Raw genomic sequence first — 25,535 nt, forward strand, 5'->3', positions numbered from 1 at the left:
CGATCACCAATAGATCCCGTGGCGATGCAGTTCGCGGATCACGCGGGCTTCGGTCGAGGGCGCGCGCCGCTTCGGCTTGGCCGCGGCCGGGCTCGATGCGGCTGACGCGGCCGACGTCGCGGCTGGCGTGGTTGCGACGGGTGCAGCCGGCGTCGGCGTCGTTGCCGTTTGCGTGGTCGTAGGCTGTGCTGCTGCCGGCGAGGGCATCGCTTGCATCGCGCCAGCCGCGGGTGAGGCCGGCTGCTCGGTCGCCTGTTGGTTCGAAGGGCTCGCCGCAAGGCTCAGGCTGCGCGAGCCACCGGCGTAGGCCTGGCTTGCAAGCAGCGACATAACGGCAATCAGGATGAGTTTGCGCATGGCCATCCCCGTTATCCGGTCAATCCGTCTTACCTAAATCGGCTCCGCTTGGCCCGCTAACGCGCCAGCCGATGGGTGCCGATTTCGATCAGGGTGGCCCGGCAGGACCAGCGATAGACCAGGCTGAACAATTGACCCAACATGATCGAACTCCACTGTTGATCATGGGCGGCAGCCTAGACCCTGCATCTTTCCGGCGGTTGTCGCGGCGAGGGGAAAATGGCTTCGTTGACAGGCAAACTGATGTCGTCGGAACAGTCCGGACGAAGTCGCATCACGCCGGCGTGAGAGACCACCCTCAAAACACCTCGAAATATTCGCGGTGCTCCCAGTCGGTCACCTCGGACAGGAAGCGGTCGATCTCGGCGTTCTTGATGTGGGTGTAATAGCCGACGAATTCGGCCCCGAGCTTCTCGCGGAAGAACGGATCATCCTTCAGCGCGCTGACCGCATCGCGCAAGCTCTTCGGCAGCAGCGGTGCCTTGGTCTCGTAGGGCGCGTCGGCCGACGGGCCGGGGTCAAGCTTGCGGTCGGCGCCGTCGAGACCCGAGAGAATCTGCGAGGCCATGTAGAGATAGGGATTGGCGGCGGGCTCGCCGATGCGGTTCTCCAGGCGCGTGGCGGCATCGCCGGCCGCGCCAAGCACGCGGATCATCACGCCGCGATTGTCGCGGCCCCAGATCGCGCGGTCCGGTGCCAGCGAATAGGAGCGGTAGCGCTTGTAGCCGTTGATCGTCGGCGTGGTGAACAATGTCGAGGCGCGGGCGTGGTCGAGCAGGCCGGCGAGATAGGCCTTGCCGAACGCGCTGAGCGGCTCGCCGCCGTCTTTCGCCATGAACAGGTTCTCACCGCTCGCGCGCGACACGATCGACTGATGCAGGTGCCAGCCGCTCGCAAATACATTCGGCAGTTTCGGGCGGCACATGAAGGTGGCGTGGTAACCGTGGCGGCGCGCGATCTGCTTCACGGCGGAGCGGAACAGCACCATGTTGTCGGCGGGCTCGAGCCCCTTCCGCGGCGCGAAGGTGAATTCGCACTGGCTCGGCCCGAACTCGACCTCGACCGAGCGCAGCGGCAGCCCGAGTGCGACGATGTCGCGGCGCAGAATCTCCAGCACCGGCTCCATCTGATCGAAGCGCTGCTCGGTGAGATATTGATAGCCGTGGCTGAGCAGGCTCACCGATGGCGGCATGCCCGGCTGTCCCGCATCCTCGGGCCGCATATGCGGATCGTCGAGCTTGAAGATGTGGAACTCGACCTCGAGGCCGGCGACGAAGTCGTGGCCGCGGCTGGCGAGCTCGTCGAGCACCTTGCGATAGAGCGAGCGCGTCGCGAACGGCACCGGGCGGCCGTCATTGAAGTAGAGGTCGCACAGCACCCATCCCGTCGTCGGCGCCCACGGCAGCACACGAAACGTGGTGGGATCGGCGACCATCAGCACGTCGGCCGCGCCCTCCATCTCCTTCATGCCGAAGCCGCCGCCCGCGGTGAACACCGGAAACACCGTGCGGTGCGAGGTGTCCTTGGCCAGCATGGTCGTGGTGATGGAGCAGCCGCTCTCCAGCGAGGCGATCGCCTCGGAGGCGATGATGGTCTTGCCGCGCAAGATGCCGTGCTGGTCGGGGAAGGCGAGGCGGATGACCTCGAGGTTCTTTTCGCTGGCGAGACGGCGCATGCGCGCCGCCGCGTCCGTCTGCTCATCCGACCACAACGCATGACGCGCGACGAAAGTCACTTCATCACTCCCTCAACTGCCGTAGGGTGGGCAAAGCGAAGCGTGCCCACGATTTGTATCGATCACGGAGAAATGGTGGGCACGGCGCTTTGCGCCTTTGCCCACCCTACGACAGCGGTGCACGCGCGTCACTCCGCCGCCGTCAGCTTGTGCACGTTGTCGGCAATCTCCTTCGGCACCGGCGCGGTCCAGGGCGCGCCGCGGCGGCGCTTGACGTCGACCTCCATCCAGTAGGTCTCCCAGCCTCGCGTCGGGCCGATGCCGTCCATGGTCGCCGGTCCCTGGATCGAACGAGCGTTGCTCTCGTCGAGATGCAGCATCGGCTTCTCGCCGCCCTGGACCTTCTCGATCTCCTGCCGCAGCAGGCGGCGGTACTGCACGATCGCCTTGTCGCTCGAGCCGAGATGCTCCTTGGTGCGGTCCTGGATCGCGCCCATCGACTCCACCGCCCACTGGTCGTGGACGTTGATGTCGGTACCCATGCCGGTATAGGTCGCGGTCTGCTGCTCGTGCGGATCGAAGCCGTAATCGTTAGCTCTGTTCTTGCGCGACTTGTAGTCCGGCAGCTCATAGAGCTCGAGCCGCTGGTCGCGCATCTTCTTCTTGTCGACCGGGTTCGAGTAGCTGGTGAAGATCGCGTACCAGTAGCAGTTCTCATCATCAACCGGCACGTGCCACTGCGTGATCGTCATCTCCGTGCTCATGGGGATGACGAAGCCGTGCGGGAACAGCTGGTTGGTGACGCGCACATGGGTGCGCTCCTCGTCGATCTCGCGCAGCGCGATCAGCCGCAGGCCATATTCGGTGTGCTCGACATTGATGATCGGGCGGTCGTATTCACGCAGGATTTTCGTCATCGGCAGGTCGGAGCCGGCCGAGGCGCCGCGAAACTGCTTGCCATAGGCGGTGGAGGTGTCCTCGTCCTCGAAGAAGCGGTGCAGGTAGGAGGCGTGCGCGGGATCGATGCCGACTTCGAGTGCCTGCAGCCAGTTGCAGGCCATGTGGCCCTTGAACGCGAAGGCGTGAGTATCAGGGGCGACGAAGCAGTCGATCTCCGGAAAGGCGGGCGGGGTGCCCTCGCCAAGATAAGCCCAGAGGATGCCGCTCTTCTCGACCACGGGATAGGAGCGTTGGCGGATGTTCTGGCAGAGTTTTGAATCCTTCGGTTCGGCCGGTGTCTCGATGCACTGGCCGGTGGCGTCGAACAGCCAGCCATGGAAGGCGCAGCGCAGGCCACCATGCTCAAGCCGCCCGAAGGCGAGATCGGCGCCGCGATGGGCGCAGTGCCGGTCGATCAGCCCGTAGCGTCCGTTCTCGTCGCGGAACAGCACCAAATTCTCGCCGAGCAGTTTGACGGGGCGGATCGGCCGCGCGCCCTCCAGCTCATCCACCAGCGCCGCCGGCTGCCAATAGCTCCGCATCAGTCTGCCGCAGGGGTCCTTCGGCCCGGTGCGGGTGATCAGGTCGTTCTGCTCCTGGCTCATCATCGCGCGTGCATCCCTGTGGAGTGGCGTTTGTTCGCCTATTGAACGAATGGGCGAATTATGGCATGCCTTGGAGCGGCAGCAAGCACTATTTTGCAGGATTGTCCCGTCACCATGCCCAAGCTGAAGCGGAACGAGAGCGAGGAGCGCGCGACGGATTTCGTTGAGGCCCTCGATCGCGGCCTGCGCCTGCTGCAATGCTTCGGCACGAATGCAGGCCCGATGACGCTGAGCGATCTCGCCCGCGCCGCCGAGCTGCCGCGCGCGACGGCCCGGCGCATGCTGTTCACGCTGCAGCGTGGCGGCTACGTCTCCGGGGATGGAAAGCTGTTCTCGCTGACGCCGCATGTGCTGACGCTGGCGGCGTCGTACTTGCGTTCGAGCCAACTCGTCGCCGTGCTTCAGCCCGTGCTCGATCGCGTCGCGACCGCGGCCAACGAAATCTCCTCACTCGCGGTGCTTGATGGCGACGAGGTCGTGTTCGTCGCCCGCAGCAGTCCGGCGCGGATGTTCTCAGGCGGCCTCGAAATCGGCTACCGCTTGCCGGCATTCTGCACCTCGGTCGGCCGCGCCATGCTCGGTCAGCTCGGTGATGCCGATCTTGCCGCGCGCCTGAAGACCATGAAGCGCGGGCAGCTCACGCCGCAGACGGTGACGGATGCGAAGGCGCTACTCGCGCGCATCACGGCCGACCGCGCGCAGGGCTATTCGCTGGTCGACCGCGAGGCCGAGCCGCATTTCCGCTCGATCTCGGTTCCCGTGCGCCGCTATGACGGCGTGATTGTCGCCGCCGCCAACATGGGCGCCCATGTCGATCGCGTGCCGGCGCAGGAACTGCTCGACCGCTTCCTGCCGTTGTTGCGAGAGGGTGCGGAGAACGTAAGGGATAGGTTGCTATGAAAAACGGCGTGACCGGCACACCTCTTCTTACGCTGACGCATATGGATACGGGCGTGAAGTTCTATCATCTGAATGATGAGAGGGCATTCTTCGAATGGTTGACGCGAATCCCGTGCGTGCAGAGTTGCGAGGGCGACGGCAATCGGGGTCTGGTGGTTCGATTAAAGCGCCGGCCCGGAGACGACGATCTCAGACAATTTCTTGCGCTCTGCCGTCGCTATGGCGTCGATATGAAGCAATTGGCAAAATTCGAGACGACAAAAAATCGCGCCTGGTTTCGCGATCCACAGACGCCCTGGTACCGGGCAGTGTTCGGAGAACGATCCGCGCGGGGATCGTAGGGTAGATCAGCTGCTGTCGCCCGGGTGAGCGAAGCGAGACCTGAGAACTTGTCGCGAAAAGTCCCGGTTGTCGCCTCGCCCATATGGCCGCATTCCGCCGCCTCGAAACCGGTGCTATAATGGTCGCAAAGTACAAGAGAACAGGGAGCACGCCATGCAACACACCATGGTTCCCAGTGATCGCGTCGAGCACGTCGCCGTCTTTGGTTGCGACGGCAACAAGCTCGGCACGATCGAGCGATTGATGCTCGACAAGGCGAGCGGAACGGTCGCCTACGCCGTGATCAAGACCGGCGGGCTGTTCGGCACCCATCACCATTATCCCGTGCAGTGGAGCGCGCTGAAATATGATCCGGGACGTCAGGCCTTTCAGGTCGATCTGACGCCGGAGCAATTGAGCAGCGGCCCCTGCGAGGCCGATGGCGATGAATTCGACTGGGGCGACCGCTCGCGGCCGTACCAGCATCCGAATTATTGGTCGATCTAGCCGATCGGCTGCGTCACTGCCGGTTGCGCATCCAGTCGGCGAGGCCGGACAGCGCCTTGTCGAGATCCTGGCGCGCGGCGGCATCGGTGATCGTCTCGTCCATAGCGCCACGCATGCACAGCATCCACGCGTCGCGCTCGGCATCGCCGATGGCAAAGCCGATGTGTCGTTGCCGCAGCCGCGGATGGCCCTTCTCGGGGGTATAGAGACGCGGGCCTCCGGTCCATTCGGTGAGATAGCGCTTCAGCACGTCCCTGATCAGGCCGAGATGGTCCGCATGCATGGCGCGGATGATCTGTGCCTCCGGCATCGTGTCCATGCGTTCGTAGAAGCGGTCGACGAGACGGTCGATCGTGGCGCTGCCGCCGATCCGCTCGAACATGGAGGTGGTGACGTCGCTATCGGACATCTCTACAGCGCCACGCTGCGCAGCCCGAAGCTGCGGGCTTCGTTCTGCAGCACCGGCCGCACCGCATCGATCAACCGCGCGGCGGCAGCGTCGACGCTGAGGCCCGCGGTGTCCACCACCGCCGTCGCGCGCGAATAGAGCGGTTCGCGGCTCAGCAAAATGTTGCGCAGCTCCGCCATTGCGGAGCGGTCGTCGGCCATCGGGCGCAGATCGCCCTGGCGGCGGACGCGGGCCATGTGCTCCTCGGGCTCGGCCTTCAGCCAGATTGTGTAGAACGAGGTCAGGATCTGGTCGAAGGTCAAAGGCTCCGACACGATCCCGCCCCCGGTCGCCAGCACCATCAGCTCGTTGCGCGCGAGCAGCTGCTGCAGCGCCGCCTGCTCCATGCGGCGAAAGCCTTCCTGGCCATAGAGCGCGATGATCTCGGCGACCGAGAGCCCGTTCTGCTGCTCGACCTCCTTGTTGAGCTCGACAAAGCTCCAGCCGACCTTCTTCGCCAGCATCCGGCCAAGCGTGGATTTGCCGGCGCCGCGCAGCCCGATCAGCGCGATGCCGCAGAACGGTGCGCGCCGCGGCGCGGTTGCGCTGCCGCCAGTGAGCAGATCCTTGGCCTGCGCAATCTGCGCGGGCGTCGCCTTGCGCAGGAGATCGCGAAACATCTGCCAGTCCGGCGTCGGTTCGGCGGAGGGAAGCAGATCCTCCAGATGCGCGCCCATCGCGTCGGAGACGCGGCGCAGCAGGACGATGGAGACGTTGCCCTTGCCGCTCTCGAGCTGCGCGATGTAGCGCTCCGAGATTCCTGATACCTTGGCGAGCACCTTGCGCGACATGCCGCGCAACGCGCGCATGGTGCGCACGCGCTGGCCGAGCTGTTCGAGAAAGCGGGATTCGGCGTCGGGACTGTCGGTCATGAGCCTTCTTTACAGATGTCCTGCGGCGCATTTTAATGAAACATAGTGCCTGCTGGCATTGACAGCAAGCCGCCGCAGTGTCTTTCTATGAATTATAATTCTAAATTCGGGAGAGAACCCTGTGAGCGAGGGATCCTATAACGCGGTGACCTGGCTGCTCGACCGGAACGTCGAGGAGGGCCGGGGCAACAAACTGGCCTTCGACGACACCGTCTCGCGGCTCACCTATGGCGAGCTTGCGCGCGAGACGCGGCGCGCTGCCAACATGCTGCGCCGGCTCGGCGTCCGCCGCGAGGAGCGCGTGGCGATGATCATGCTCGATACGATCGATTTTCCGATCGTGTTCCTGGGCGCGATCCGCGCCGGCATCGTTCCGGTGCCGCTGAACACGCTGCTGACCGCGGACCAATACGCCTACATCCTCGCCGATTGCCGCGCGCGCGTGCTGTTCGTCTCGGAAGCGCTCTATCCCGTCATCAAGGACGTGGTCGGCCGCATGCCCGATCTCGAGCATGTCGTGGTGTCCGGCGCGAAGCAGAACGGCCACAAGCAGCTCGCAGAAGAACTGGTAGGCGAGAGCGACCAATTCACCACCGCCGTGACGCATCCCGACGAGCCGGCGTTCTGGCTCTATTCGTCGGGCTCGACAGGCATGCCCAAGGGCGTGCGCCACATCCATTCCAATTTGCAGGCGACCGCCGACACCTACGCCAAACAGGTGCTGGGCATCCGCGAGAGCGATGTGTGTCTGTCCGCCGCAAAGCTGTTCTTCGCCTATGGGCTCGGCAATGCGTTGACCTTCCCGATGTCGGTCGGTGCCAGCGTGATCCTCAACAGCGAGCGGCCGACGCCGGCGCGGATGTTCGACCTGATGAACCGCTACAACCCCTCGATCTTCTATGGCGTGCCGACCTTGTTCGCGGCGATGCTGAACGACGAGACCATGAAGGCCGAGCGCGGCGGCAAGGCCTTGCGCATCTGCACCTCCGCGGGCGAGGCGCTGCCGGAATCCGTCGGCAACAGCTGGAAGGCGCGCTTCGGCGTCGATATTCTCGACGGCGTCGGCTCGACCGAGCTGTTGCACATTTTTCTTTCGAACGCGCCCGGCGATATCAAATATGGCTCCTCTGGCAAGCCGGTGCCGGGCTATGCGGTGCGGCTTGTCAACGAAGCCGGGCAGGATGTCGCCGACGGCGAGGTCGGCGAATTGCTGGTCGATGCGCCCTCGGCCGGCGAAGGCTATTGGAATCAGCGCCACAAGAGCCGCCGCACCTTTGAGGGCCCGTGGACCCGCACCGGCGACAAATATGTCCGCGACAGCGAAGGCCGCTACACCTTCTGCGGCCGTGCCGACGACATGTTCAAGGTCTCCGGCATCTGGGTCTCGCCGTTCGAGGTCGAGAGCGCGCTGATCACGCATCCGGCGGTGCTGGAAGCCGCCGTCGTGCCCGAGGCCGATCCGGAAGGATTGCTGAAGCCAAAGGCTTTCGTCGTGCTGCGCCCCGGCGCGACGACGACGGATTTGCAGGAGATGCTCAAGGAGCACGTCAAGCAGAAGATCGGCCCGTGGAAATATCCGCGCTGGATCGATGTGGTGGAGTCCTTGCCGAAAACGGCGACGGGCAAGATCCAGCGGTTCAAGCTGCGCGAAGGCGCGAATTAACTCGGCATTCCGGGGCGATGCGAAGCATCGAACCCGGAATGACGAGCCGCAAAACAATCTCGAGATTCCGGATCAGCTCGCGTCGCGAGCTGTCCGGAATGACGGAATGAACGGGAACGACAGTATGACCAATCTCACCCCCGCCGGTGTCCTCAGCGTCGATAGCGCCAGCCTCGAATACAAATGGCTGGCGCCCGCCTCCGCTGACGCACCCACCATCGTCATGCTGCATGAAGGCCTCGGCTCGGTCGGGCTCTGGGGCGATTTCCCGGAGAAGCTGCAACAAGCCACCGGCGCCGGCATCTTCGCCTATTCACGCGCGGGCTACGGCCAGTCGAGCCCGGTGCCACTGCCGCGGCCGCTCGACTACATGCAGCGCGAGGCGCTGGACGCGCTGCCGAAGCTGCTCGACGCCATCGGCTTCAAGCGCGGCCTGCTGCTCGGCCATTCCGACGGCGCCTCGATCGCGACGATCTATGCCGGCGCGCATCAGGATCATCGCCTGAGCGGCCTCGTGCTGATTGCGCCGCATTTCATCGTCGAGGACATCTCGGTGAAATCGATCGCCGCGATCAAGACCAGCTTCGAGACCACGGACCTCAAGGCCAAACTGGCGCGCTGGCACAAGGACGTCGACAACGCCTTCTACGGCTGGAACGGCGCCTGGCTCGATCCCCAATTCCGCGATTGGGACATCTCCGAATACCTCGCCTATATCCGCGTACCCATCATGGTCGTGCAAGGCGCGGACGACCAATATGGCACCCTGCGTCAGGTCGAGATCGCGCAGGAAGAGTGCTACTGCCCGGTCGATTTCAAACTCATTTCAGGCGTGGGCCATTCCCCGCATCGCGAGGCGCCGGCGGCGACGCTCGAGGCGATCGAGCAATTTGCGAGAGCGGCCTTGCGCGACGATCAGGGACTGCAAGGGCGCGCCGCCTGACAGCGGCGCCGGCGCCGCCTGGGGGCTTTCCCATGAAACAAAATGCATGTGAGCCCGGTTAAGGGCTAGACGCGCTCGAAAAGATGCACTATTGTGCATCTAACGCTACGGCGAAAATGCATAATCAAGCTCAGGGATGACCCATGGCCGGGGAAGATCGGCGCCTCGCAGGCGGCGCGACATTCATCGATTTCCAGACCGAACCGTCCCGCTACAAGCATTGGAAGCTTGCGGTCGAGGGTGACGTCGCGACGCTGACCATGGATGTCGACGAGAACGGCGGCCTGTTCGAAGGCTATCTGCTCAAGCTCAATTCCTATGATCTCGGTGTCGACATCGAGCTGGCCGATGCGGTGCAGCGGCTGCGCTTCGAGCACCCCGAGGTAAAGGTCGTGGTGATGCGCTCGGCCAAGAACCGCGTGTTCTGCGCCGGCGCCAACATCCGCATGCTCGCGGGCTCCACGCACGCCCACAAGGTGAACTTCTGCAAGTTCACCAATGAGACCCGCAACGGCATGGAAGATTCTTCCGAGAATTCCGGCCAGCGCTTCATCACCGTGGTGAACGGCTCGGCCGCCGGCGGCGGCTATGAGCTGGCGCTTGCGACCGACCATATCATTCTCGCCGACGACGGCTCGTCCGCCGTCGCGCTGCCCGAGGTGCCGCTGCTCGCGGTGCTGCCGGGCACCGGCGGCCTCACCCGCGTCGTCGACAAGCGCAAGGTGCGCCGCGACCACGCCGATTTCTTCTGCACCATCGAGGAGGGCGTGAAAGGCAAGCGCGCCGTGCAATGGCGCCTGGTCGACGAGATCGCGCCGAACTCGAAGCTCGAGGCCAAGATCGCCGAGCGCGCCAAGGAATTCGCAGGCCAATCGAAGCGCAAGGGCAGCGGCAAGGGCATCGCGCTGACGCCGCTCAGGCGGCTGATCGACCAGACCAGCCTGCGCTACGGCTTCGTCACGGTCGACATCGACCGCACGGCCCGCATCGCCACGATCTCGATCAAGGCGCCGGAAGCCGCGCCGCCCGCCGACATCGACGGCATGATGGCGCAAGGAGCTTCGTTCTGGCCGTTGCAAGTGGCGCGCGAGATCGACGACGCCATCCTGCATTTGCGCATCAACGAGCTCGAGATCGCCATGCTGGTGTTCAAGAGCCATGGCGACCGCGCTCATGTGCTCGCGGCGGACGCCTTCCTCGAAGCCAACAAGGCGCACTGGCTGGTCAATGAAATCCGCCATTACTGGAAGCGCGTGCTCAAGCGCATCGACGTGACCTCGCGCACGCTGGTGACGCTGGTCGAGCCCGGCTCCTGCTTTGCCGGCACGCTCGCCGAGCTCGTCTTCGCCGCCGACCGCTCCTACATGCTGATCGGCACGCGCCAGGGCGACAACCGTCCGCCGCCGTCGATCGAACTCTCTGCCATGAATTTCGGCCCCTATCCGATGAGCCATGGCCTGACGCGGCTGCAATCGCGCTTCCAGGCCGATCCCGCTGACGTCGAGCGCGCGGAAGCGACGCTCGGGACCTCGCTCGACGCCGAGCAGGCCGAAGAGCTCGGCCTCGTCACCTTCGCGCTCGACGACATCGACTGGGACGACGAGGTTCGCGTGTTTCTCGAGGAGCGCGCCAGCTTCTCGCCTGACAGCCTCACCGGCATGGAAGCCAGTCTGCGCTTCGTCGGCCCCGAGACGATGGAATCAAAGATCTTCGCGCGCCTCACCGCCTGGCAGAACTGGATCTTCCAGCGCCCGAACGCGGTCGGCGAGGAAGGCGCGCTGCGCCGCTACGGCAGCGGCCAGAAGCCGAAATTCGATATGACGCGAGTTTGATGACTTTCGTGTCCCGGGCGCGGCGCAGCACGAAGTGATGCGACGCAGAACCGGGACCCAGCGAGACGAGACAATGGGTCCCGGCTCAGCAGCGCACCGCTTCGCGCTGCGCAGCGTCCGGGACAAGAAACAAGGAGCACGGCCATGAACATGAACATCATGAACGTCGACTACTCGACCAAGATTCCGAACAACGTCAATCTCGCCGAGGACCGCCAGGTGCTGAAGGCACTCGAAGGCTGGCATCCCGGCTACATGGATTGGTGGAGCGACATGGGACCGGAAGGTTTCCAGGAATCGCTGGTGTATTTGCGCACGGCGTATTCGGTCGATCCGCGCGGCTGGGCCAAGTTCGATTATGTCCGCATGCCCGACTATCGCTGGGGCATTCTGCTGGCGCCCCAGGAAGAAAATCGCGTCGTGCCGTTCGGTGAGCACTTTGGCGAGCCGGCCTGGCAGGAAGTGCCCGGCGAATATCGCGCCATGCTGCGCCGCCTGATCGTGATCCAGGGCGACACCGAGCCGGCCTCGGTCGAGCAGCAGCGCCACCTCGGCAAGACCGCGCCCTCGCTCTACGACATGCGCAATCTGTTCCAGGTCAATGTCGAGGAAGGTCGTCATCTCTGGGCGATGGTCTATCTGCTGCAGAAATATTTCGGCCGCGACGGCCGCGAGGAGGCCGACGATTTGTTGCGCCGCCGCTCCGGCGATGCCGACGCCCCGCGCATGCTCGGCGCCTTCAACGAGGCGACGCCGGACTGGCTGTCCTTCTTCATGTTCACCTATTTCACCGACCGCGACGGCAAGATGCAGCTGCACTCGCTGGCGCAGTCCGGCTTCGATCCGCTGTCCCGCACCTGCCGCTTCATGCTGACGGAAGAAGCGCACCACATGTTCGTCGGCGAGACCGGCATCACCCGCGTCGTGCAGCGCACCTGCGATGCGATGCGCGAGGCCGGCATCACCGACCCCACCGACATCGCGAAAGTCCGCGCGCTCGGGGTGATCGACCTGCCGACCATCCAGAAGAAGCTGAACCTGCACTACACGCTGTCGCTCGACCTGTTCGGCTCGGAGGTTTCGACCAACGCGGCCAACGCCTTCAACACCGGCATCAAAGGCCGCTATCACGAGACCCAGATCGACGACGATCACCAGCTCAAGAACGCCACCTATCCGGTGCTGAAGTTCATCAACGGCGAGATCAAGCTGGTCGACGAGCCGGCGCTGACCGCGCTCAACATGCGCCTGCGCGACGATTACAGCCAGGATTGCGTCAAGGGCATGCTGCGCTGGAACAAGGTGATCTCGACCGCGGGCTATCAGTTCCAGCTCAAGCTGCCCAACGTCGCCTTCCATCGCCACATCGGCGAGTTCAAGGACATCCACGCGACGCCCGACGGCATTTTGATCGACGATGCCACCTGGGCCAAGCGCAAGGACGAGTGGCTGCCCTCGACTGCCGACGGCGACTTCATCACCTCCTTGATGCAGCCCGTCACCGAGACCGGCAAGTTCGCCTCCTGGATCTCGCCGCCGAAAGTCGGCATCGACAACAAGCCGGGTGACTTCGAGTACGTGAAGATCGAGTCGTAGGGAAGTTAGCGAATGGCGAGTAGCGAATAGAACGAGCGTCTATTCGCCATTCGCTACTCACTATGCGCGCTTCCTACCCCGCGATCTCCAGCCCCGCATTCGCGTACACCACACCGCCGTCCACCGCGATGGTGTTGCCGACCACGTAATCGCCCGCGCGCGAGGCGAGGTAGATCGCCACACCCGCCATGTCCTCGTCGGTTCCGATCCGCCGCGCCGGAATGCGCTTTGCGACCTCGTCCGAATGGTCGCGCGCGGCCCGGTTCATGTCGGACTTGAACGCGCCCGGCGCGATCGCGGTGACGTTGACGTTGTCCTTGATCAATTTGGTCGCCATGCGGCGCGTCAGATGGATCACGGCGGCCTTGCTGGCGGCGTAGGAATAGGTCTCGCCCGGATTGACGAAGATGCCGTCGACCGAGGCGATGTTGATCACCTTGGCCGGACGTTCGGCGCTTGCGGAAGCGCGCAGCGGTTTCGCCAGGGCCTTGGTCAGGAAGAACAGCGATTTGACGTTGAGGTCCATCACCTTGTCCCAGCCGCTTTCGGGGAATTCGTCGAACTCCGCGCCCCAGGCAGCTCCCGCATTGTTGACGAGGATGTCGAGCTTCGGCTCCAGCTTGATGATTTCGGAGGCGAGCCTGTCGCAACCTTCGACGGTGGAGATGTCGATCGGCAGCGCGATGCATTCGCCGTCATATTGCGCGGTGAGCTCCTTGGCGGTCGCCTCGCACGGTCCGGCCTTGCGCGCGGTGATGTAGACCTTCGCGGCGCCGGCGCTGAGAAATCCCGCCGCGATCATCTTGCCGATGCCGCGCGAGCCGCCGGTCACCAGCGCGACACGGCCTTTGAGCGAGAACAGGTCGTTGAACATGAGGCCTCCCTTGGTTGGCGCTGTTTTGAGCGGGGCGGCGAGGGGAGTCAAGGAAGGTGCTAAGTGTAGCGCGACAGCGGAGCGCGCGCCTACGCCGCCGCGATCCGGCGGAAACCGTTCCACATCGCGGTCGCGGCGCCCGAGGTCAACACCGGCAGGATTCGCGCGTCCTGGTAGTTGCCGTTGAGCGAGACGCGCGGCAGTGCCGTCATCTGGTCGGCATTCTCGGCGAACAGCATGCCGGGCCGTGTCGTCACCGCGGTCTTGAAGCCGGCCGTCGCCGCCAGGCCGAATTCGCGCATCCCCGCCGCCTCGCGGTCGCCATAGGGATAGGCGAGATGCAACACGGGGCGCTGCAGCGCCTGCTCGATCCGCGCGCGGCTCATGGCCAGCTCCTGCGCGGCGATGTCTTCCGCCACCTTGGCAAGATTGCAATGGCTGACGCTATGCGCGCCGATCGTGACCAGCGGATCGGCGGCGAATGTCTTCACCTCGGCCCAGGACAGGCAGAGGCTACGGCACAGCGCTTCCATGTCGACGTCGTGCGCCGTGCACAGCGCCTCGATCTCTCGCTGAAGGTCATGCTCGCCCGGCAGCGCGCGCAGCCAGTCGTGCAGGCGGTCGAACGCTGCCTGCTTGGCCGCGGGCGTTGTTGCATCGAGCCGCAACGCGGAATGGCCGATTCTGACGTCGACCTGCTCGGCCTTGGCGATCACGGCCTCCAGCGCCACCCACCACAGCCGTCCGGTGCCCTCGGCAAAGTCGCTCGCGACATAGACGGCCAGCGGGGCGTCGAATTCGCGTAGCACGGGCAGGGCGTGGTCCAGATTGTCGCGATAGCCGTCGTCGAAGGTGAAGGCAGCGAAGCGGCGGTCGAACCGGCCCTGCACCAGCCTCTCATGCAACTCGTCCATGCTGACGATGTCGATGTCGCGCGAACGCAAATGGCATAGCGTGGCGCGCAGGAATTCGGGGGTGACTTCGAGATGCCGGTTCGGCTGGAACGCGGCCTCGCGCGCCGGCCGGACGTGGTGCAGCATGAAAATGGCGCCGACGCCCGACAAAAGCGGGCGCAGCAGATGGTGCGCCCCGCTGAAGTAAAGTGCTTCCAGCCCGGCGCGGATGACGTTGTTACGCAGTTGTTTCATGACCCGCTGGCGGACTCTGGCATTCCGCTTTCAACTTACGGAAGAACCCTTGAAGAAAAAGTTATTTCGATTGTCCAGCCAGCGCCTTCGGAAGGGCGCCATTTCCGGTTTGACAGCCTGCCAAGGGTTTGTTTTGTCTCCGGTTCCAGAGTTCGGGTCGTCGAATGCAGAAACTTTTCAGGTGGGCCAGCAAATGGTGGCCGGGGCTGATTCCCCTGGCCGTCATGTGGGGATTTGCGGCTTGGAATAATACCTTACCGGTCGAAGCCGACCTGTCGGCCCGCAGCACGGCCGCGCTCAAGGGGACCGTTCTGGACAAGACCCGGATCGCGGTCGACGGCCGCGACGTTCGCCTGGCCGCGGACGCCTTCTCCGAGGAGGGGCGCCGCGACGCCGTGACGGCGGTCGAGACCGTTCCCGGCGTGCGCCTGGTCGACGACCGGACCCGTCTTGTTCCCGAGGCCAAACCCTTCGTCTGGAACGCCGAGCGCGACGTGGTGCGGGTGACGCTGTCAGGCTCCGCACCCTTGCCCTCGATGAAGGGCCGGCTGACCGAGGCGGCCCGCAAGGAGGTCGGCGGCGCCGAGGTGGCCGACCAGATGAGTCTGGCGCGCGGCGCGCCGCCGCGGTTCGAAGCCGCCGCCATGTTGTTGCTGGACCAGATCGGCAAGCTCAAGGACGGCAAGATCACGATCACGGATACCCAGGTCAATCTGTCGGGCATGGCGCGCGAGCTCGGCGGCCGCGAAGCGATCGCGGCTGCGCTGAAGAACCTGCCCGAGGGCTTTTCGGTCGCCGCCAACGACGTCAAGGCGCCGCCTTATATCTTCCAGGCGTACAAGGATCCGGTGGCCGCGACGGTGGCGCTGACCGGCTACGTTCCGGACAACAATGTGCATGCGGCGATCGCCACCAGCGCCTCGCGAAAATTCTTCACCGAAAAGGTCGTCGACAATCTCAAGGCCAGCATCGGCGCGCCCGGCTCCTTCAACACGGCCGTGGTCGCAGCGCTCGGCGCGCTGTCGCGACTGTCGACCGGCACGCTCGTCGTCTCCGACCGCGAAGTGAAGCTGTCGGGCGATGCGCTCTATGAGGGGGCCGCCAACGACATCCGCGCAGGCCTCGGCAAGGACTTCCCGAAGAACTGGCAGTACAAGCCGGAGATCACGGTGAAGCCTGCGGCAGGCCCGGTCGACGGCACCGTGTGCCAGCAATTGTTCACGGACCTCCTGGCCAAGGGCAAGATCCGCTTCGTCGCCAAGCGCGCCGACATCGATCCGGACTCCGCCGCCATCCTCGATCATCTGATCGAGACGGCGCTGCGCTGCCCCAATACCAATATCGAAATTGCCGGGCATACCGACGCCGACGGCGAGGAGGGCTTCAACCGGGCCCTCTCCGAGAAGCGCGCGCAGGCGGTGATCGACTATCTGGTCAAGGCCGGCCTGCCCGCCAGCCGCTTCACCGCGATCGGCCATGGCAGCACGCAGCCGGTCGCCGGCAACGACACCGACGACGGCAAGGCGAAGAACCGCCGCATCGAATTTCTGGTGAGGTGACGATGCCCTATCTCGTCTCGTTTCATCTGGGTTGGCTGATCGGCTCGGTGCTGCTGGGATTTTGCATGGGCTGGATCTCGGTGGTCCAGCGCGGCAACGGCACCTCCAAGGTGACGGCGCGCTGGCTCGCCGCGCTTGCCGCGGCCCTGGTCGCGGTCTCATTCGCCCGCGTCGTCCCCGGCCGCTTCGGCTACTGGCTCGACCTCGGCCTGATCCTGTTCGCGTGCTATCTGGTCGGCTGCACCATCGGCGCCTGGCTGCGCGACCGCGTGGTCTCGCGCAGCATGCCTGCGGCCTGAGCCGTTGGCCCCGACGATCGGGCGGTGCAGCGGTCTGCGGCCCCTCGCCCCGCCCTTCGGGCCCGCGACCTTCCGGCGCATCGGAAAATCCGCCCCCTTTCACCAGGCAGGCGTGCCCCATAGATTGACGTCGGCTTAAGGCGTGACGGAACATTGTACGTCCGAAATCATCAAACCTTCATCGCGCCTGCGCAGGATCGCCCTGGAGATTCGCCTCAACTCTGCCGCCGAAGGCGCCAAACCCTGCTTCAGGAGCCCGCAACCCTGCCTAAAATATTGAATGCACGTGTTTTTGTTCGAATTGGCGAATTCCACTCGGCCCGAAAACGCGCTAGTGGAATGGCAGGGGGCATGCGCGATGCCGGAGCCGGCGACGAGGGTTCGTTGATTGCCTGCGCGTCGTCCGCCCGTTCGCCGGCCACCCTGGCCGCTGAAGCGTTGTTCGAGGTCTAGATGCTGGAAGCCATCCGCAGGGCGACGACGTTTCTGCGCCAGAAGCAAATCCTGCATAAGCTTGGAGTTGTGATCAGCGTCGCGGTCATCGGCATCGCTTGCTATGTGCTGTACCACATGCTGCGAGGCATCGATTTCAACGAGGTCCTCGAAGCGATCAAGAGCACCGAGCCGAGCCAGATCGCGATGGCGGCACTGTTCGTCGCCGCGGGCTATTTCACCCTGACCTTCTACGACCTGTTCGCCACGCGCGCGATCGGTCACGCCCATGTGCCCTACCGCATCAACGCGCTCGCGGCCTTCAGCAGCTATTCGATCGGCCACAATGTCGGTGCATCCGTCTTCACCGGCGGCGCCGTGCGCTACCGCATCTATTCGGCCTACGGGCTGAACGCGATCGACGTCGCCAAGATCTGCTTCCTCGCCGGCCTGACCTTCTGGCTCGGCAATGCCGCCGTGCTCGGCCTCGGCATCGCCTATCATCCGGAGGCCGCCGCCTCGATCGACCAGCTTCCGCCATGGCTGAACCGGACGCTGGCGCTGACGATCATCGTGGGGCTGGTCGGCTACGTGGTCTGGGTCTGGACCAAGCCGCGCGTGGTCGGCCGCGGGCCATGGACCGTGGTGCTGCCGGGCGGCGCGCTGACGCTGCTCCAGATCGCGATCGGCATCATCGATCTCGGCTTCTGCGCGCTGGCGATGTACGTGCTGGTCCCGGACGAGCCCAATCTCGGCTTCGTGGTGGTCGCGGTGATCTTCGTCTCGGCGACATTGCTCGGATTCGCCAGCCACTCGCCCGGCGGGCTGGGGGTGTTCGACGCCGCCATGCTGGTCGGCCTCTGGCAGATGGACCGCGAGGAGCTTCTGGGCGGCATGTTGCTGTTCCGCGTCCTCTATTATCTGTCTCCCTTCGTCATATCTGTAATCTTGCTGACGTTTCGCGAAGTTATGATCGGCGCACGATCGAAGCGCTTGCAGCAGGCGGCGCTCAAGCTGGACCCCGGTCCGGCGCGTGAAGCCGCTTATGTGAGAGAGCGTAGCGACAGCGGCGCCTGACCGCGCCAAGCGTTAGGACAAGCCTCTAGGAGAAGTCCGCCCCGATGGCGATCGACGCCCCATCTTCTCCCTCCACCCAGCCCTGGTCCGACCGGCTGCGGCACTCGACCATCATCCTGATCGCTGCGGCGCTGGCGCTGTCGGTCGTGGTCTCGCTCGGCGAATTGGCACCGCTGCACGCCGCAATCGTGTTCCTCTGCATCGCGGCGGCGGCCCTGATCCCCTGGCGGCTGCACGATCCCGCCGCGTCCCGCGACGACGTCAGGCGCATCAACCCGGTCGAGAGCGCGGCGGTGGCCGCGGTCGTCGCCGGCATGCCGGATCCGGCGGTGCTGCTCGACCGTGCCGGCCGCGTCATCCACCTCAATGCCGCCGCCGCCCAGCTCGCGCCGGCGCTGCGCCGGAACGAGCTCGCCCAGTTCGCGCTGCGCTCGCCGGAGATCATCACGGCGCTGCGCGAGGCGATCGCGACCACCGAGCCGCGGCGCGCGACCTATCTCGATCATGTCCCGGTCGATCGCTGGATGGAGCTCATGATCACGCCGGTGCCGGTGCCGACCAGCTTCGGCGGCGCCGACAAATGCATGCTGATGACCTTTCACGACCAGACGCCGCTGCGCCGGGTCGAGGAGATGCGCGCCGACTTCGTCGCCAATGCCAGCCATGAGCTGCGCACGCCGCTCGCCGCGCTGTCGGGCTTCATCGACACGCTGCAGGGCCAGGCCAAGGACGATCCCAAGGCGCGCGAGCGCTTCCTCGGCATCATGCACAACCAGGCCACCCGCATGGCGCGCCTGATCGACGATCTGTTGTCGCTGTCGCGGGTCGAGCTGTCGGCCCATGTCCGGCCTGACACCCTGGTCGACCTCTTGCCGATCATCCGCCAGGTCGCCGACGGGCTCGAGCCGCTGGCGCTGGAGCGGCAGGTCGAGGTCGAGATCCATTTGCCTGAAGGGGCGGTGATGATCGCGGGCGACCGCGAGGAGCTGCTCCGGCTGTTCGAGAATCTGATCGAGAACGCGCTCAAATACGGCGCTTCCGGCGGACGCGTCATCGTGTCGCTGACATCAGGCGCAGCCACTGACGGAACTCAGGAAATCCGGATCATGGTTCGCGACTTCGGCCCCGGAATCGCGCCCGAGCACCTGCCGCGGCTGACCGAGCGGTTCTACCGGGTCGACGTCGGGGACAGTCGCTCGCAAGGCGGAACCGGGCTCGGATTATCGCTGGTGAAACATATTCTTAACCGTCATCGCGGCCGGCTTTTGATCGAGAGCGTGCCCAAGCAGGGCGCCACTTTCACCGCCTGCTTCCCCCAGGCCAAGACTTTAGTTTAGGCTGAAAATCCAAGCGATTTCAATCGCTTGCAGGTGTCATCCGACTGTCACGAAACCTTCGTAAAAGCACAGCCGACCGCTCCTAAAGGGGCGGCGTGGGGAGCGCGATCGGGCGCGGATGGCGCTTCGCTCCCCCCAATGGAGACCAGCATGAATTTCCTCAAAACGATGGTCGCCGCCGGCTTGGTCGCCGCGTCGGCGACGACGGCCTTTGCCGCCGACATCACCGGTGCAGGCGCGACCTTCCCGTTCCCGATCTATTCGAAGTGGGCTGATGCCTACAAGAAGGAGACCGGCAACGGTCTGAACTACCAGTCGATCGGCTCCGGCGGCGGCATCAAGCAGATCCAGGCCAAGACCGTGACCTTCGGCGCCAGCGATGCGCCGCTCAAGGCCGAGCAGCTCGAGAAGGACGGCCTCGTCCAGTGGCCGATGGTGATGGGCGCCATCGTTCCCGTCGTCAACCTCGAGGGCGTGAAGCCGGGCGAGATGGTGTTCGACGGCGAGACGCTGGCCAACGTCTATCTCGGCAAGATCACCAAGTGGGACGATCCGGCCATCAAGAAGCTCAATCCGAATGTGAAGCTGCCCTCGGAGGCGATCACCGTGGTCCGCCGTTCTGACGGTTCGGGCACCACCTTCAACTTCACCAACTACCTCGCCAAGGCCAGCGCGGACTGGAAGAGCAAGGTCGGTGAGGGTACCGCCGTCGAGTGGCCGGTCGGCGTCGGCGCCAAGGGCAACGAAGGCGTGTCGGGCAACATCAGCCAGACCAAGAACTCGATCGGTTACGTCGAGTACGCCTATGCCAAGCAGAACAAGCTGACCTACACCGGTCTCGTCAACAAGGCCGGCAAGACCGTGCAGCCGACCGTCGAAGCGTTCCAGGCGGCCGCCTCCAACGCCGACTGGGCCAAGGCTCCCGGCTACTACGTCATCCTGACCGACCAGCCCGGCGAGAAGTCCTGGCCGATCACCGCGGCGACCTTCATCCTGATGCACAAGTCCGCCACCGACAAGGCGGCCTCGCAGGAAGCCATCAAGTTCTTCCGCTGGGCCTTCAAGAGTGGCGACAAGCTGGCTGAAGAGCTCGATTACATCCCGATGCCGGACAGCGTCGTCCAGCTGATCGAGAAGACCTGGGCTGCCGACATCAAGAGCTAAGGTACGCGTGTCCCGGACGCGGCAGCGGGAAACGCTGCTGCGCTGCGCCGGGACCCACAAGAACCATGCCCCGGATCGGCGTTGCGTCGCATCCGGGGCACGGCACCAAGAACAAGCGTATAGAAAATGGGTACAGGGGATCGGCGTGGCAGAAATGGCCGTTCAGAGCGATGTAATCGAGGACGCCGGACCGTATGACCGCGCCAAGGCCTTGAGCGCGTTCAAGCTCGGCGACGTCACCTTCTACTGGATCACGCGGCTGTCCGCGATCTCGGTGCTGCTGATCCTCGGCGGCATCATCATCTCGCTGATCGTCGGCGCGTTCCCGGCGATCAGGGAATACGGCATCTCCTTCCTGTGGACGCAGCGCTGGGCGCCCTCGGCCGATCCGCCCGTGCTCGGCGCGCTCGGGCCGATGTACGGCACGCTCGTCACCTCCTTCATCGCCATGCTGATCGCGATTCCCGTCGGCCTCGGCATTGCGATCTTCCTCACCGAGCTCTGCCCGCAATGGCTGCGCCGCCCGATCGGCATGGCGGTCGAGCTGCTCGCCGGCATTCCCTCGATCATCTACGGCATGTGGGGCTTCTTCGTGTTGGGCCCGTTCCTGGCCAACACCTTCCAGCCCTTGATGATCAAGATCTTCGACGGCGTCCCCGTGCTGGGCGCGATCTTCGCAGGTCCGCCGTCCTATCTCAGCACGTTCAATGCCGCGCTGATCCTCGCCATCATGGTGCTGCCCTTCATCACCTCGATCTCGGTCGACGTGTTCAAGACGGTGCCGCCGGTCTTGAAGGAAGCCGCCTACGGCGTCGGCTGCACCACCTGGGAAGTCGTCCGCAGCGTGGTGATCCCCTACACCCGCGTCGGCATCATCGGCGGCGTCATGCTGGCGCTGGGCCGCGCGCTCGGCGAGACCATGGCGGTGACCTTCATCATCGGCAATTCGTTCCGCATCTCCTCGTCGATCTTCGCGCCGGGCACCACGATCTCGGCGGCGATCGCCTCCGAGTTTGCCGAGAGCGACGGCCTGCACCAGTCCGGCCTGATCCTGCTCGGCCTGCTGCTGTTCGTGCTGACGTTCTTCGTGCTGGCCGCCGCGCGGCTGATGCTGATGCGGCTGGACAAGAAGGCGGGGAACTAACGTCATGGCCCTCAATCCGATCTATTCGCGCCGCCGCCGCAAGGACATCGTCATCCGCGGGCTCTGCTTCGCCGCAGCCGCCTTCGGCGTCACTTGGCTCGCGCTGATCCTGATCACGCTGTTCTACAACGGCCTCGCTGGCCTGAACCTCCAGGTCTTCACCGCCGACACGCCGCCGCCCGGCTCGACCGAAGGCGGCCTGCGCAACGCCATCGTCGGCTCGATCATCATGACCGTGCTCGGCGTCGGCATCGGCGCGCCGCTCGGCCTGTTCGCCGGCACTTATCTCGCCGAATACGGCCGCAACGACAAGCTGACCTCGGTGATCCGCTTCATCAACGACATCCTCTTGTCGGCGCCCTCGATCATCATCGGCCTGTTCATCTACGGCGCGGTGGTGGTGCCGATGCGTGGCTTCTCGGCGATCGCGGGCGCGCTGGCACTCGCCGTCATCGTCATCCCGGTGGTGGTGCGCACCACGGAGGACATGCTGCTGCTGGTGCCGAATCCGCTGCGGGAAGCCGCCAGCGCATTGGGCCTGCCGCGTTCGCTGGTGATCAAGCGCATCGCCTATCGCGCGGCGCGCTCCGGCCTCATCACCGGCGTGCTGCTCGCCACCGCCCGCGTCGCCGGCGAGACCGCGCCGCTGCTGTTCACCGCGCTGTCGAACCAGTTCTTCAGCCTCGGCCTGGACAAGACGATGGCCAACCTGCCGGTCACCATCAACAATTTCGTCCAGAGCCCCTACGCCTATTGGAAGCAGCTCGCCTGGAGCGGTGCGCTGCTGATCACCCTGACCGTGCTTGCCCTGAACATTGGCGCGCGCATCATCGGCGCCGAGAGGACTGCAAAATGAGTGAAATGTCTGTTTCCGTGAGCGCGCCGACCGTTCATCCCGGCTCGCAGCCGCTGCCCGAGGCACCGGCCAAGGTCACCGCGCGCAATCTCAACTTCTATTACGGTGAGCACCACGCGCTGAAGAACATCAACCTGACGCTCGGCACCCACCGCGTCACGGCCTTTATCGGCCCGTCGGGCTGCGGCAAGTCGACCCTGCTGCGCATCTTCAACCGGATGTATGATCTTTATCCGGGCCAACGCGCCACCGGCCAGCTGATGCTCGACCAGACCAACATCCTCGACGCCAAGCTCGACCTCAATCTGCTGCGCGCCCGCGTCGGCATGGTGTTCCAGAAGCCGACGCCGTTCCCGATGACGATCTACGAGAACATCGCCTTCGGCATCCGCCTCTACGAGAAGATCTCGAAATCCGAGATGGACGACCGCGTCGAGAAGGCGCTGCGCGGCGGCGCGCTGTGGAACGAGGTCAAGGACAAGCTCAACGCCTCCGGCCTGTCGCTCTCCGGCGGCCAGCAGCAGCGCCTGTGCATCGCGCGCACCGTCGCGGTGCGGCCCGAGGTGATCCTGTTCGACGAGCCCTGCTCGGCGCTGGACCCGATCTCGACCGCCAAGGTCGAGGAGCTGATCCAGGAGCTGTCCGAGAACTACACGATCGCGATCGTCACCCACAACATGCAGCAGGCGGCGCGCGTCTCCGACAAGACCGCCTTCATGTATCTCGGCGAACTGATCGAGTTCGACGACACCAGCAGGATCTTCACGTCGCCGAGCGATCGGCGCACGCAAGATTACATTACCGGCCGGTTCGGCTGAGGAGACGCGACATGGGTACTGAACATACCGCAAAGGCTTTCGACACCGACCTCCAGGAGCTCACCCGCCTGGTCGCCGAGATGGGCGGCATCGCCGAGCGCATGATCGTCGAATCCGTCGACGCGCTGATCCGCCGCGACGTCGCGCTGGGCCAGCGCGTCGTCACCATCGACGCCGAGCTCGACGCGCTGCAGAAGCGCATCGAGGAACGCGCCGTGCTCACCATCGCCCGCCGCCAGCCGATGGCGGTCGACCTGCGCGAGATCGTCGGCGCTATGCGCGTTGCCACCGACCTCGAGCGGATCGGCGACCTCGCCAAGAACATGGGCAAGCGCGTCGCCGCGCTGGAGACCGACTTCCATCCGCTGAAGCTGTTCCGCGGCCTGGAGCACATGACCGACCTCGTGCAGCAGCAGGTCAAGAGCGTGCTGGACGCCTATGCCGCGCACGATCTGCCGGCGGCGATGGCGGTGTGGAAGGGCGACGAGGAGGTCGATGCGATCTGCACCTCGCTGTTCCGCGAGCTCCTCACCTACATGATGGAGGATCCGCGCAACATCTCGTTCTGCATCCATCTGATGTTCTGCGCCAAGAACATCGAGCGGATCGGCGACCACGCCACCAACATCGCCGAAACCGTGTTCTACATGATCGAGGGCCAGGCGATCACCGACAAGCGGCCGAAGGGCGACATGACCACCTTCGCCACCACGATCCCGAATAGCTGAAGACCTTAAGGAGCGACGACACCATGGGCGCACGCATTATGGTGGTTGAGGACGAGGAAGCTCTCACCGAGCTGCTTCGCTACAACCTCGAAGGCGACGGCTATGACGTCGAGACGGTCATGCGCGGCGACGACGCCGACACCCGCCTCAAGGAGCACATTCCCGACCTGATCGTGCTCGACTGGATGCTGCCGGGCCTGTCGGGCATCGAGCTGTGCCGCCGCCTGCGCACCCGTCCCGAGACCAAGCAGCTGCCGATCATCATGCTCACCGCGCGCGGCGAGGAGAGCGAGCGCGTACGTGGCCTTACGACCGGCGCCGACGATTACATCGTCAAGCCGTTCTCGGTGCCGGAGCTTTTGGCGCGGGTGAAAGGTCTGCTCAGGCGCGCCAGCCCGGAGCGGCTCGCCACCGTGCTGGCCTATGGCGACATCGAGCTCGATCGCGACAAGCGCCGCGTGGCGCGCTCGGGCCGGCCGATCGATCTCGGCCCGACCGAATATCGCCTGCTGGAGTTCTTCTTGGAGCATCCCGGCCGCGTGTTCTCGCGCGAGCAGCTGCTCGACAGCGTCTGGGGCCGCGACATCTACATCGACGAGCGCACGGTCGACGTCCATATCGGCCGCCTGCGCAAGCTGCTCAATCTCGGCCGCGAGCAGGACCCGATCCGCACCGTCCGCGGCGCCGGCTACGCACTGGACGATCGCTTCGCCAAGGCCGAGCAGACGTAAGGTGTGCTTGTGCTGAGCCAACAAAAAAGCGCGCCGCTGGCGCGCTTTTCTTTTTCGCGACGTCGCCTCAGGCCGTGCTTAGCGCGTGCCCGGCTTCGGTGCTGCACGACGGCGGTCCGCCGCCGGCTGATACGCCACGCGCGAGTGCTGGGCGCAGTAGGGCAGGCCGGACAGCGCCTTGCCGCCGCAGAAGAAGAAATCCGGGCTCGAGGGATCGCCGACCGGCCAGTGGCAGGTCGCCTCGTTCAGCTCCAGCAGCGACAGCCGCTGGCTCATCGGCACCACGTTGTCGTAGGTGACCGGTTCGGCCTCCACCTCGACCTCGAAGGCCTGCGCCAGCGCGGTGTTGCCGCGCGCAATGGGGCGGGTCACCCGCATCATATGCTGCGCCGGGCGCGCCTTGCGCGGCCGGGGCGCCGCCGATGAAGGGCTCTTGGCGCGGCCGGATAGACCGAGCCTGTGCACTTTGCCGATCACGGCATTGCGGGTCACATTGCCAAGCTCTGCTGCGATCTGGCTGGCCGAAAGTCCGGCCTCCCAGAGCTTTTTCAGCTGCTCGACGCGATCATCGGACCAGGTCAAAACCGTCATTGCACCCTTTCCCTCGCTGCCGGCCAGCCATCCTGGGGCCTTGCAGCGAATGCCTAAGCCTTCAAAAACCCGTGCCGTCAGAATCCCTTAAGGCTCGCCGGGCGCGTGACTGACGCCCG

General features: G+C 64.9%; 25 protein-coding genes. 17 read left to right on the forward strand and 8 right to left on the reverse strand.

From position 1 onward, the window contains the following. Positions 1 to 3: 3 nt before the first annotated feature. The 3 genes from IVA79_RS33260 to IVA79_RS33270 all read right to left on the reverse strand — a co-directional run bounded on the left by IVA79_RS33260 (position 4) and on the right by IVA79_RS33270 (position 3,579). Positions 4 to 357 carry a hypothetical protein gene (locus IVA79_RS33260; protein WP_247561246.1) on the reverse strand — a complete coding sequence of 118 codons (354 nt, stop codon included), beginning with the start codon at positions 355 to 357 and terminating at the stop codon, positions 4 to 6. 298 nt (positions 358 to 655) lie between these two features. Continuing rightward, a complete protein-coding gene (locus tag IVA79_RS33265) occupies positions 656 to 2,092 on the reverse strand; it encodes a glutamine synthetase family protein (protein WP_247561248.1) in 1,437 nt (478 codons plus the stop codon). Between the two features lie 128 nt (positions 2,093 to 2,220). Then, the gene (locus IVA79_RS33270; protein WP_247561250.1) at positions 2,221 to 3,579 is read right to left on the reverse strand and encodes an aromatic ring-hydroxylating dioxygenase subunit alpha; all 1,359 of its coding nucleotides are present in this window, start codon (positions 3,577 to 3,579) and stop codon (positions 2,221 to 2,223) included. Between the two features lie 111 nt (positions 3,580 to 3,690). Between IVA79_RS33270 and IVA79_RS33275 the strand changes: the two genes are divergently transcribed. From IVA79_RS33275 to IVA79_RS33285, 3 genes are all read left to right on the forward strand, one after another. Next, positions 3,691 to 4,476 (forward strand): IclR family transcriptional regulator C-terminal domain-containing protein, encoded by a 786-nt coding sequence (locus tag IVA79_RS33275; protein WP_247561262.1) that lies wholly within the window; start codon positions 3,691 to 3,693, stop codon positions 4,474 to 4,476. Beyond that, positions 4,473 to 4,817: a hypothetical protein gene (locus tag IVA79_RS33280; RefSeq protein ID WP_247561264.1), complete on the forward strand. Its 345-nt coding sequence runs from the start codon at positions 4,473 to 4,475 to the stop codon at positions 4,815 to 4,817. The genes IVA79_RS33275 and IVA79_RS33280 overlap by 4 nt, the downstream gene beginning before the upstream one ends. Positions 4,818 to 4,971: 154 nt before the next feature. Then, positions 4,972 to 5,304 (forward strand): PRC-barrel domain-containing protein, encoded by a 333-nt coding sequence (locus tag IVA79_RS33285; RefSeq protein WP_247561266.1) that lies wholly within the window; start codon positions 4,972 to 4,974, stop codon positions 5,302 to 5,304. Between the two features lie 13 nt (positions 5,305 to 5,317). Here the strand turns inward: IVA79_RS33285 and IVA79_RS33290 are convergent, their stop codons facing one another. Together IVA79_RS33290 and IVA79_RS33295 are read right to left on the reverse strand one after the other, a co-directional pair. Further along, positions 5,318 to 5,713, reverse strand: a complete 396-nt coding sequence (locus IVA79_RS33290) for a group II truncated hemoglobin (protein WP_247561268.1) — start codon at positions 5,711 to 5,713, stop codon at positions 5,318 to 5,320. Between the two features lie 2 nt (positions 5,714 to 5,715). Beyond that, positions 5,716 to 6,624 carry a helix-turn-helix transcriptional regulator gene (locus IVA79_RS33295; RefSeq protein WP_247561270.1) on the reverse strand — a complete coding sequence of 303 codons (909 nt, stop codon included), beginning with the start codon at positions 6,622 to 6,624 and terminating at the stop codon, positions 5,716 to 5,718. 121 nt (positions 6,625 to 6,745) lie between these two features. Between IVA79_RS33295 and IVA79_RS33300 the strand changes: the two genes are divergently transcribed. The 4 genes from IVA79_RS33300 to boxB all read left to right on the forward strand — a co-directional run bounded on the left by IVA79_RS33300 (position 6,746) and on the right by boxB (position 12,658). Next, positions 6,746 to 8,287 (forward strand): benzoate-CoA ligase family protein, encoded by a 1,542-nt coding sequence (locus tag IVA79_RS33300; protein WP_247561273.1) that lies wholly within the window; start codon positions 6,746 to 6,748, stop codon positions 8,285 to 8,287. Positions 8,288 to 8,411: 124 nt separating this feature from the next. Continuing rightward, positions 8,412 to 9,230 (forward strand): alpha/beta hydrolase, encoded by an 819-nt coding sequence (locus IVA79_RS33305; RefSeq protein ID WP_247561275.1) that lies wholly within the window; start codon positions 8,412 to 8,414, stop codon positions 9,228 to 9,230. A gap of 143 nt (positions 9,231 to 9,373) precedes the next feature. Further along, positions 9,374 to 11,062, forward strand: a complete 1,689-nt coding sequence (gene boxC / locus IVA79_RS33310) for a 2,3-epoxybenzoyl-CoA dihydrolase (protein WP_247561277.1) — start codon at positions 9,374 to 9,376, stop codon at positions 11,060 to 11,062. 144 nt (positions 11,063 to 11,206) lie between these two features. Then, positions 11,207 to 12,658, forward strand: coding sequence for a benzoyl-CoA 2,3-epoxidase subunit BoxB (gene boxB, locus IVA79_RS33315; protein WP_247561290.1), 1,452 nt, complete (start codon positions 11,207 to 11,209; stop codon positions 12,656 to 12,658). Between the two features lie 73 nt (positions 12,659 to 12,731). Here boxB and IVA79_RS33320 read toward each other — a convergent pair whose 3' ends face one another. Beyond that, a complete protein-coding gene (locus tag IVA79_RS33320; protein WP_247561292.1) occupies positions 12,732 to 13,532 on the reverse strand; it encodes an SDR family oxidoreductase in 801 nt (266 codons plus the stop codon). Positions 13,533 to 13,621: 89 nt separating this feature from the next. After that, the gene (locus IVA79_RS33325) at positions 13,622 to 14,680 is read right to left on the reverse strand and encodes a polysaccharide deacetylase family protein (RefSeq protein WP_247561293.1); all 1,059 of its coding nucleotides are present in this window, start codon (positions 14,678 to 14,680) and stop codon (positions 13,622 to 13,624) included. Between the two features lie 164 nt (positions 14,681 to 14,844). Here IVA79_RS33325 and IVA79_RS33330 point away from each other — a divergent pair, with 164 nt between their 5' ends. The 10 genes from IVA79_RS33330 to phoB all read left to right on the forward strand — a co-directional run bounded on the left by IVA79_RS33330 (position 14,845) and on the right by phoB (position 24,825). Next, entirely contained in the window at positions 14,845 to 16,239 is a 1,395-nt protein-coding gene (locus IVA79_RS33330; protein WP_247561295.1) for an OmpA family protein, read from the forward strand. A 2-nt stretch (positions 16,240 to 16,241) separates the two neighbouring features. Further along, positions 16,242 to 16,538, forward strand: a complete 297-nt coding sequence (locus IVA79_RS33335) for a hypothetical protein (RefSeq protein ID WP_247561296.1) — start codon at positions 16,242 to 16,244, stop codon at positions 16,536 to 16,538. A 453-nt stretch (positions 16,539 to 16,991) separates the two neighbouring features. Next, positions 16,992 to 18,047, forward strand: a complete 1,056-nt coding sequence (locus tag IVA79_RS33340) for a lysylphosphatidylglycerol synthase domain-containing protein (protein ID WP_247561298.1) — start codon at positions 16,992 to 16,994, stop codon at positions 18,045 to 18,047. Between the two features lie 44 nt (positions 18,048 to 18,091). Next, complete coding sequence (locus IVA79_RS33345) at positions 18,092 to 19,384, forward strand: ATP-binding protein (RefSeq protein ID WP_247561299.1); 1,293 nt, start codon at positions 18,092 to 18,094, stop codon at positions 19,382 to 19,384. A 150-nt stretch (positions 19,385 to 19,534) separates the two neighbouring features. Next, a complete protein-coding gene (gene pstS / locus IVA79_RS33350) occupies positions 19,535 to 20,548 on the forward strand; it encodes a phosphate ABC transporter substrate-binding protein PstS (RefSeq protein ID WP_247561301.1) in 1,014 nt (337 codons plus the stop codon). A gap of 154 nt (positions 20,549 to 20,702) precedes the next feature. Then, positions 20,703 to 21,692 (forward strand): phosphate ABC transporter permease subunit PstC, encoded by a 990-nt coding sequence (gene pstC / locus IVA79_RS33355; protein ID WP_247561302.1) that lies wholly within the window; start codon positions 20,703 to 20,705, stop codon positions 21,690 to 21,692. A gap of 4 nt (positions 21,693 to 21,696) precedes the next feature. Continuing rightward, positions 21,697 to 22,548: a phosphate ABC transporter permease PstA gene (gene pstA / locus IVA79_RS33360; RefSeq protein WP_247561303.1), complete on the forward strand. Its 852-nt coding sequence runs from the start codon at positions 21,697 to 21,699 to the stop codon at positions 22,546 to 22,548. Then, positions 22,545 to 23,366, forward strand: a complete 822-nt coding sequence (pstB, locus tag IVA79_RS33365) for a phosphate ABC transporter ATP-binding protein PstB (protein ID WP_247561304.1) — start codon at positions 22,545 to 22,547, stop codon at positions 23,364 to 23,366. Before pstA ends, pstB begins: the two co-directional genes overlap by 4 nt. Before the next feature lie 11 nt (positions 23,367 to 23,377). After that, positions 23,378 to 24,094, forward strand: coding sequence for a phosphate signaling complex protein PhoU (gene phoU / locus IVA79_RS33370; protein ID WP_246928241.1), 717 nt, complete (start codon positions 23,378 to 23,380; stop codon positions 24,092 to 24,094). Positions 24,095 to 24,117: 23 nt separating this feature from the next. After that, positions 24,118 to 24,825, forward strand: a complete 708-nt coding sequence (phoB, locus tag IVA79_RS33375; protein ID WP_247561305.1) for a phosphate regulon transcriptional regulator PhoB — start codon at positions 24,118 to 24,120, stop codon at positions 24,823 to 24,825. Between the two features lie 78 nt (positions 24,826 to 24,903). Here the strand turns inward: phoB and IVA79_RS33380 are convergent, their stop codons facing one another. Further along, the gene (locus IVA79_RS33380; protein WP_247561307.1) at positions 24,904 to 25,416 is read right to left on the reverse strand and encodes a GcrA family cell cycle regulator; all 513 of its coding nucleotides are present in this window, start codon (positions 25,414 to 25,416) and stop codon (positions 24,904 to 24,906) included. Positions 25,417 to 25,535 lie beyond the last annotated feature (119 nt).

Source organism: Bradyrhizobium sp. 138 (genome assembly GCF_023074075.1).
In the GTDB taxonomy this organism is placed as follows: domain Bacteria; phylum Pseudomonadota; class Alphaproteobacteria; order Rhizobiales; family Xanthobacteraceae; genus Bradyrhizobium.

Bases quoted from the DNA above. Each gene is read 5' to 3' on its own strand.
- IVA79_RS33260 (WP_247561246.1), bottom strand. From the start codon at position 357: ATGCGCAAACTCATCCTGATTGCCGTTATGTCGCTGCTTGCAAGCCAG.
- IVA79_RS33270 (WP_247561250.1), bottom strand. From the start codon at position 3,579: ATGATGAGCCAGGAGCAGAACGACCTGATCACCCGCACCGGGCCGAAG.
- IVA79_RS33275 (WP_247561262.1), top strand. From the start codon at position 3,691: ATGCCCAAGCTGAAGCGGAACGAGAGCGAGGAGCGCGCGACGGATTTC.
- IVA79_RS33280 (WP_247561264.1), top strand. From the start codon at position 4,473: ATGAAAAACGGCGTGACCGGCACACCTCTTCTTACGCTGACGCATATG.
- IVA79_RS33285 (WP_247561266.1), top strand. From the start codon at position 4,972: ATGCAACACACCATGGTTCCCAGTGATCGCGTCGAGCACGTCGCCGTC.
- IVA79_RS33290 (WP_247561268.1), bottom strand. From the start codon at position 5,713: ATGTCCGATAGCGACGTCACCACCTCCATGTTCGAGCGGATCGGCGGC.
- IVA79_RS33295 (WP_247561270.1), bottom strand. From the start codon at position 6,624: ATGACCGACAGTCCCGACGCCGAATCCCGCTTTCTCGAACAGCTCGGC.
- IVA79_RS33305 (WP_247561275.1), top strand. From the start codon at position 8,412: ATGACCAATCTCACCCCCGCCGGTGTCCTCAGCGTCGATAGCGCCAGC.
- boxC (WP_247561277.1), top strand. From the start codon at position 9,374: ATGGCCGGGGAAGATCGGCGCCTCGCAGGCGGCGCGACATTCATCGAT.
- boxB (WP_247561290.1), top strand. From the start codon at position 11,207: ATGAACATGAACATCATGAACGTCGACTACTCGACCAAGATTCCGAAC.
- IVA79_RS33320 (WP_247561292.1), bottom strand. From the start codon at position 13,532: ATGTTCAACGACCTGTTCTCGCTCAAAGGCCGTGTCGCGCTGGTGACC.
- IVA79_RS33325 (WP_247561293.1), bottom strand. From the start codon at position 14,680: ATGAAACAACTGCGTAACAACGTCATCCGCGCCGGGCTGGAAGCACTT.
- IVA79_RS33330 (WP_247561295.1), top strand. From the start codon at position 14,845: ATGCAGAAACTTTTCAGGTGGGCCAGCAAATGGTGGCCGGGGCTGATT.
- IVA79_RS33335 (WP_247561296.1), top strand. From the start codon at position 16,242: ATGCCCTATCTCGTCTCGTTTCATCTGGGTTGGCTGATCGGCTCGGTG.
- IVA79_RS33340 (WP_247561298.1), top strand. From the start codon at position 16,992: ATGCTGGAAGCCATCCGCAGGGCGACGACGTTTCTGCGCCAGAAGCAA.
- IVA79_RS33345 (WP_247561299.1), top strand. From the start codon at position 18,092: ATGGCGATCGACGCCCCATCTTCTCCCTCCACCCAGCCCTGGTCCGAC.
- pstS (WP_247561301.1), top strand. From the start codon at position 19,535: ATGAATTTCCTCAAAACGATGGTCGCCGCCGGCTTGGTCGCCGCGTCG.
- pstC (WP_247561302.1), top strand. From the start codon at position 20,703: ATGGCCGTTCAGAGCGATGTAATCGAGGACGCCGGACCGTATGACCGC.
- pstA (WP_247561303.1), top strand. From the start codon at position 21,697: ATGGCCCTCAATCCGATCTATTCGCGCCGCCGCCGCAAGGACATCGTC.
- pstB (WP_247561304.1), top strand. From the start codon at position 22,545: ATGAGTGAAATGTCTGTTTCCGTGAGCGCGCCGACCGTTCATCCCGGC.
- phoU (WP_246928241.1), top strand. From the start codon at position 23,378: ATGGGTACTGAACATACCGCAAAGGCTTTCGACACCGACCTCCAGGAG.
- phoB (WP_247561305.1), top strand. From the start codon at position 24,118: ATGGGCGCACGCATTATGGTGGTTGAGGACGAGGAAGCTCTCACCGAG.
- IVA79_RS33380 (WP_247561307.1), bottom strand. From the start codon at position 25,416: ATGACGGTTTTGACCTGGTCCGATGATCGCGTCGAGCAGCTGAAAAAG.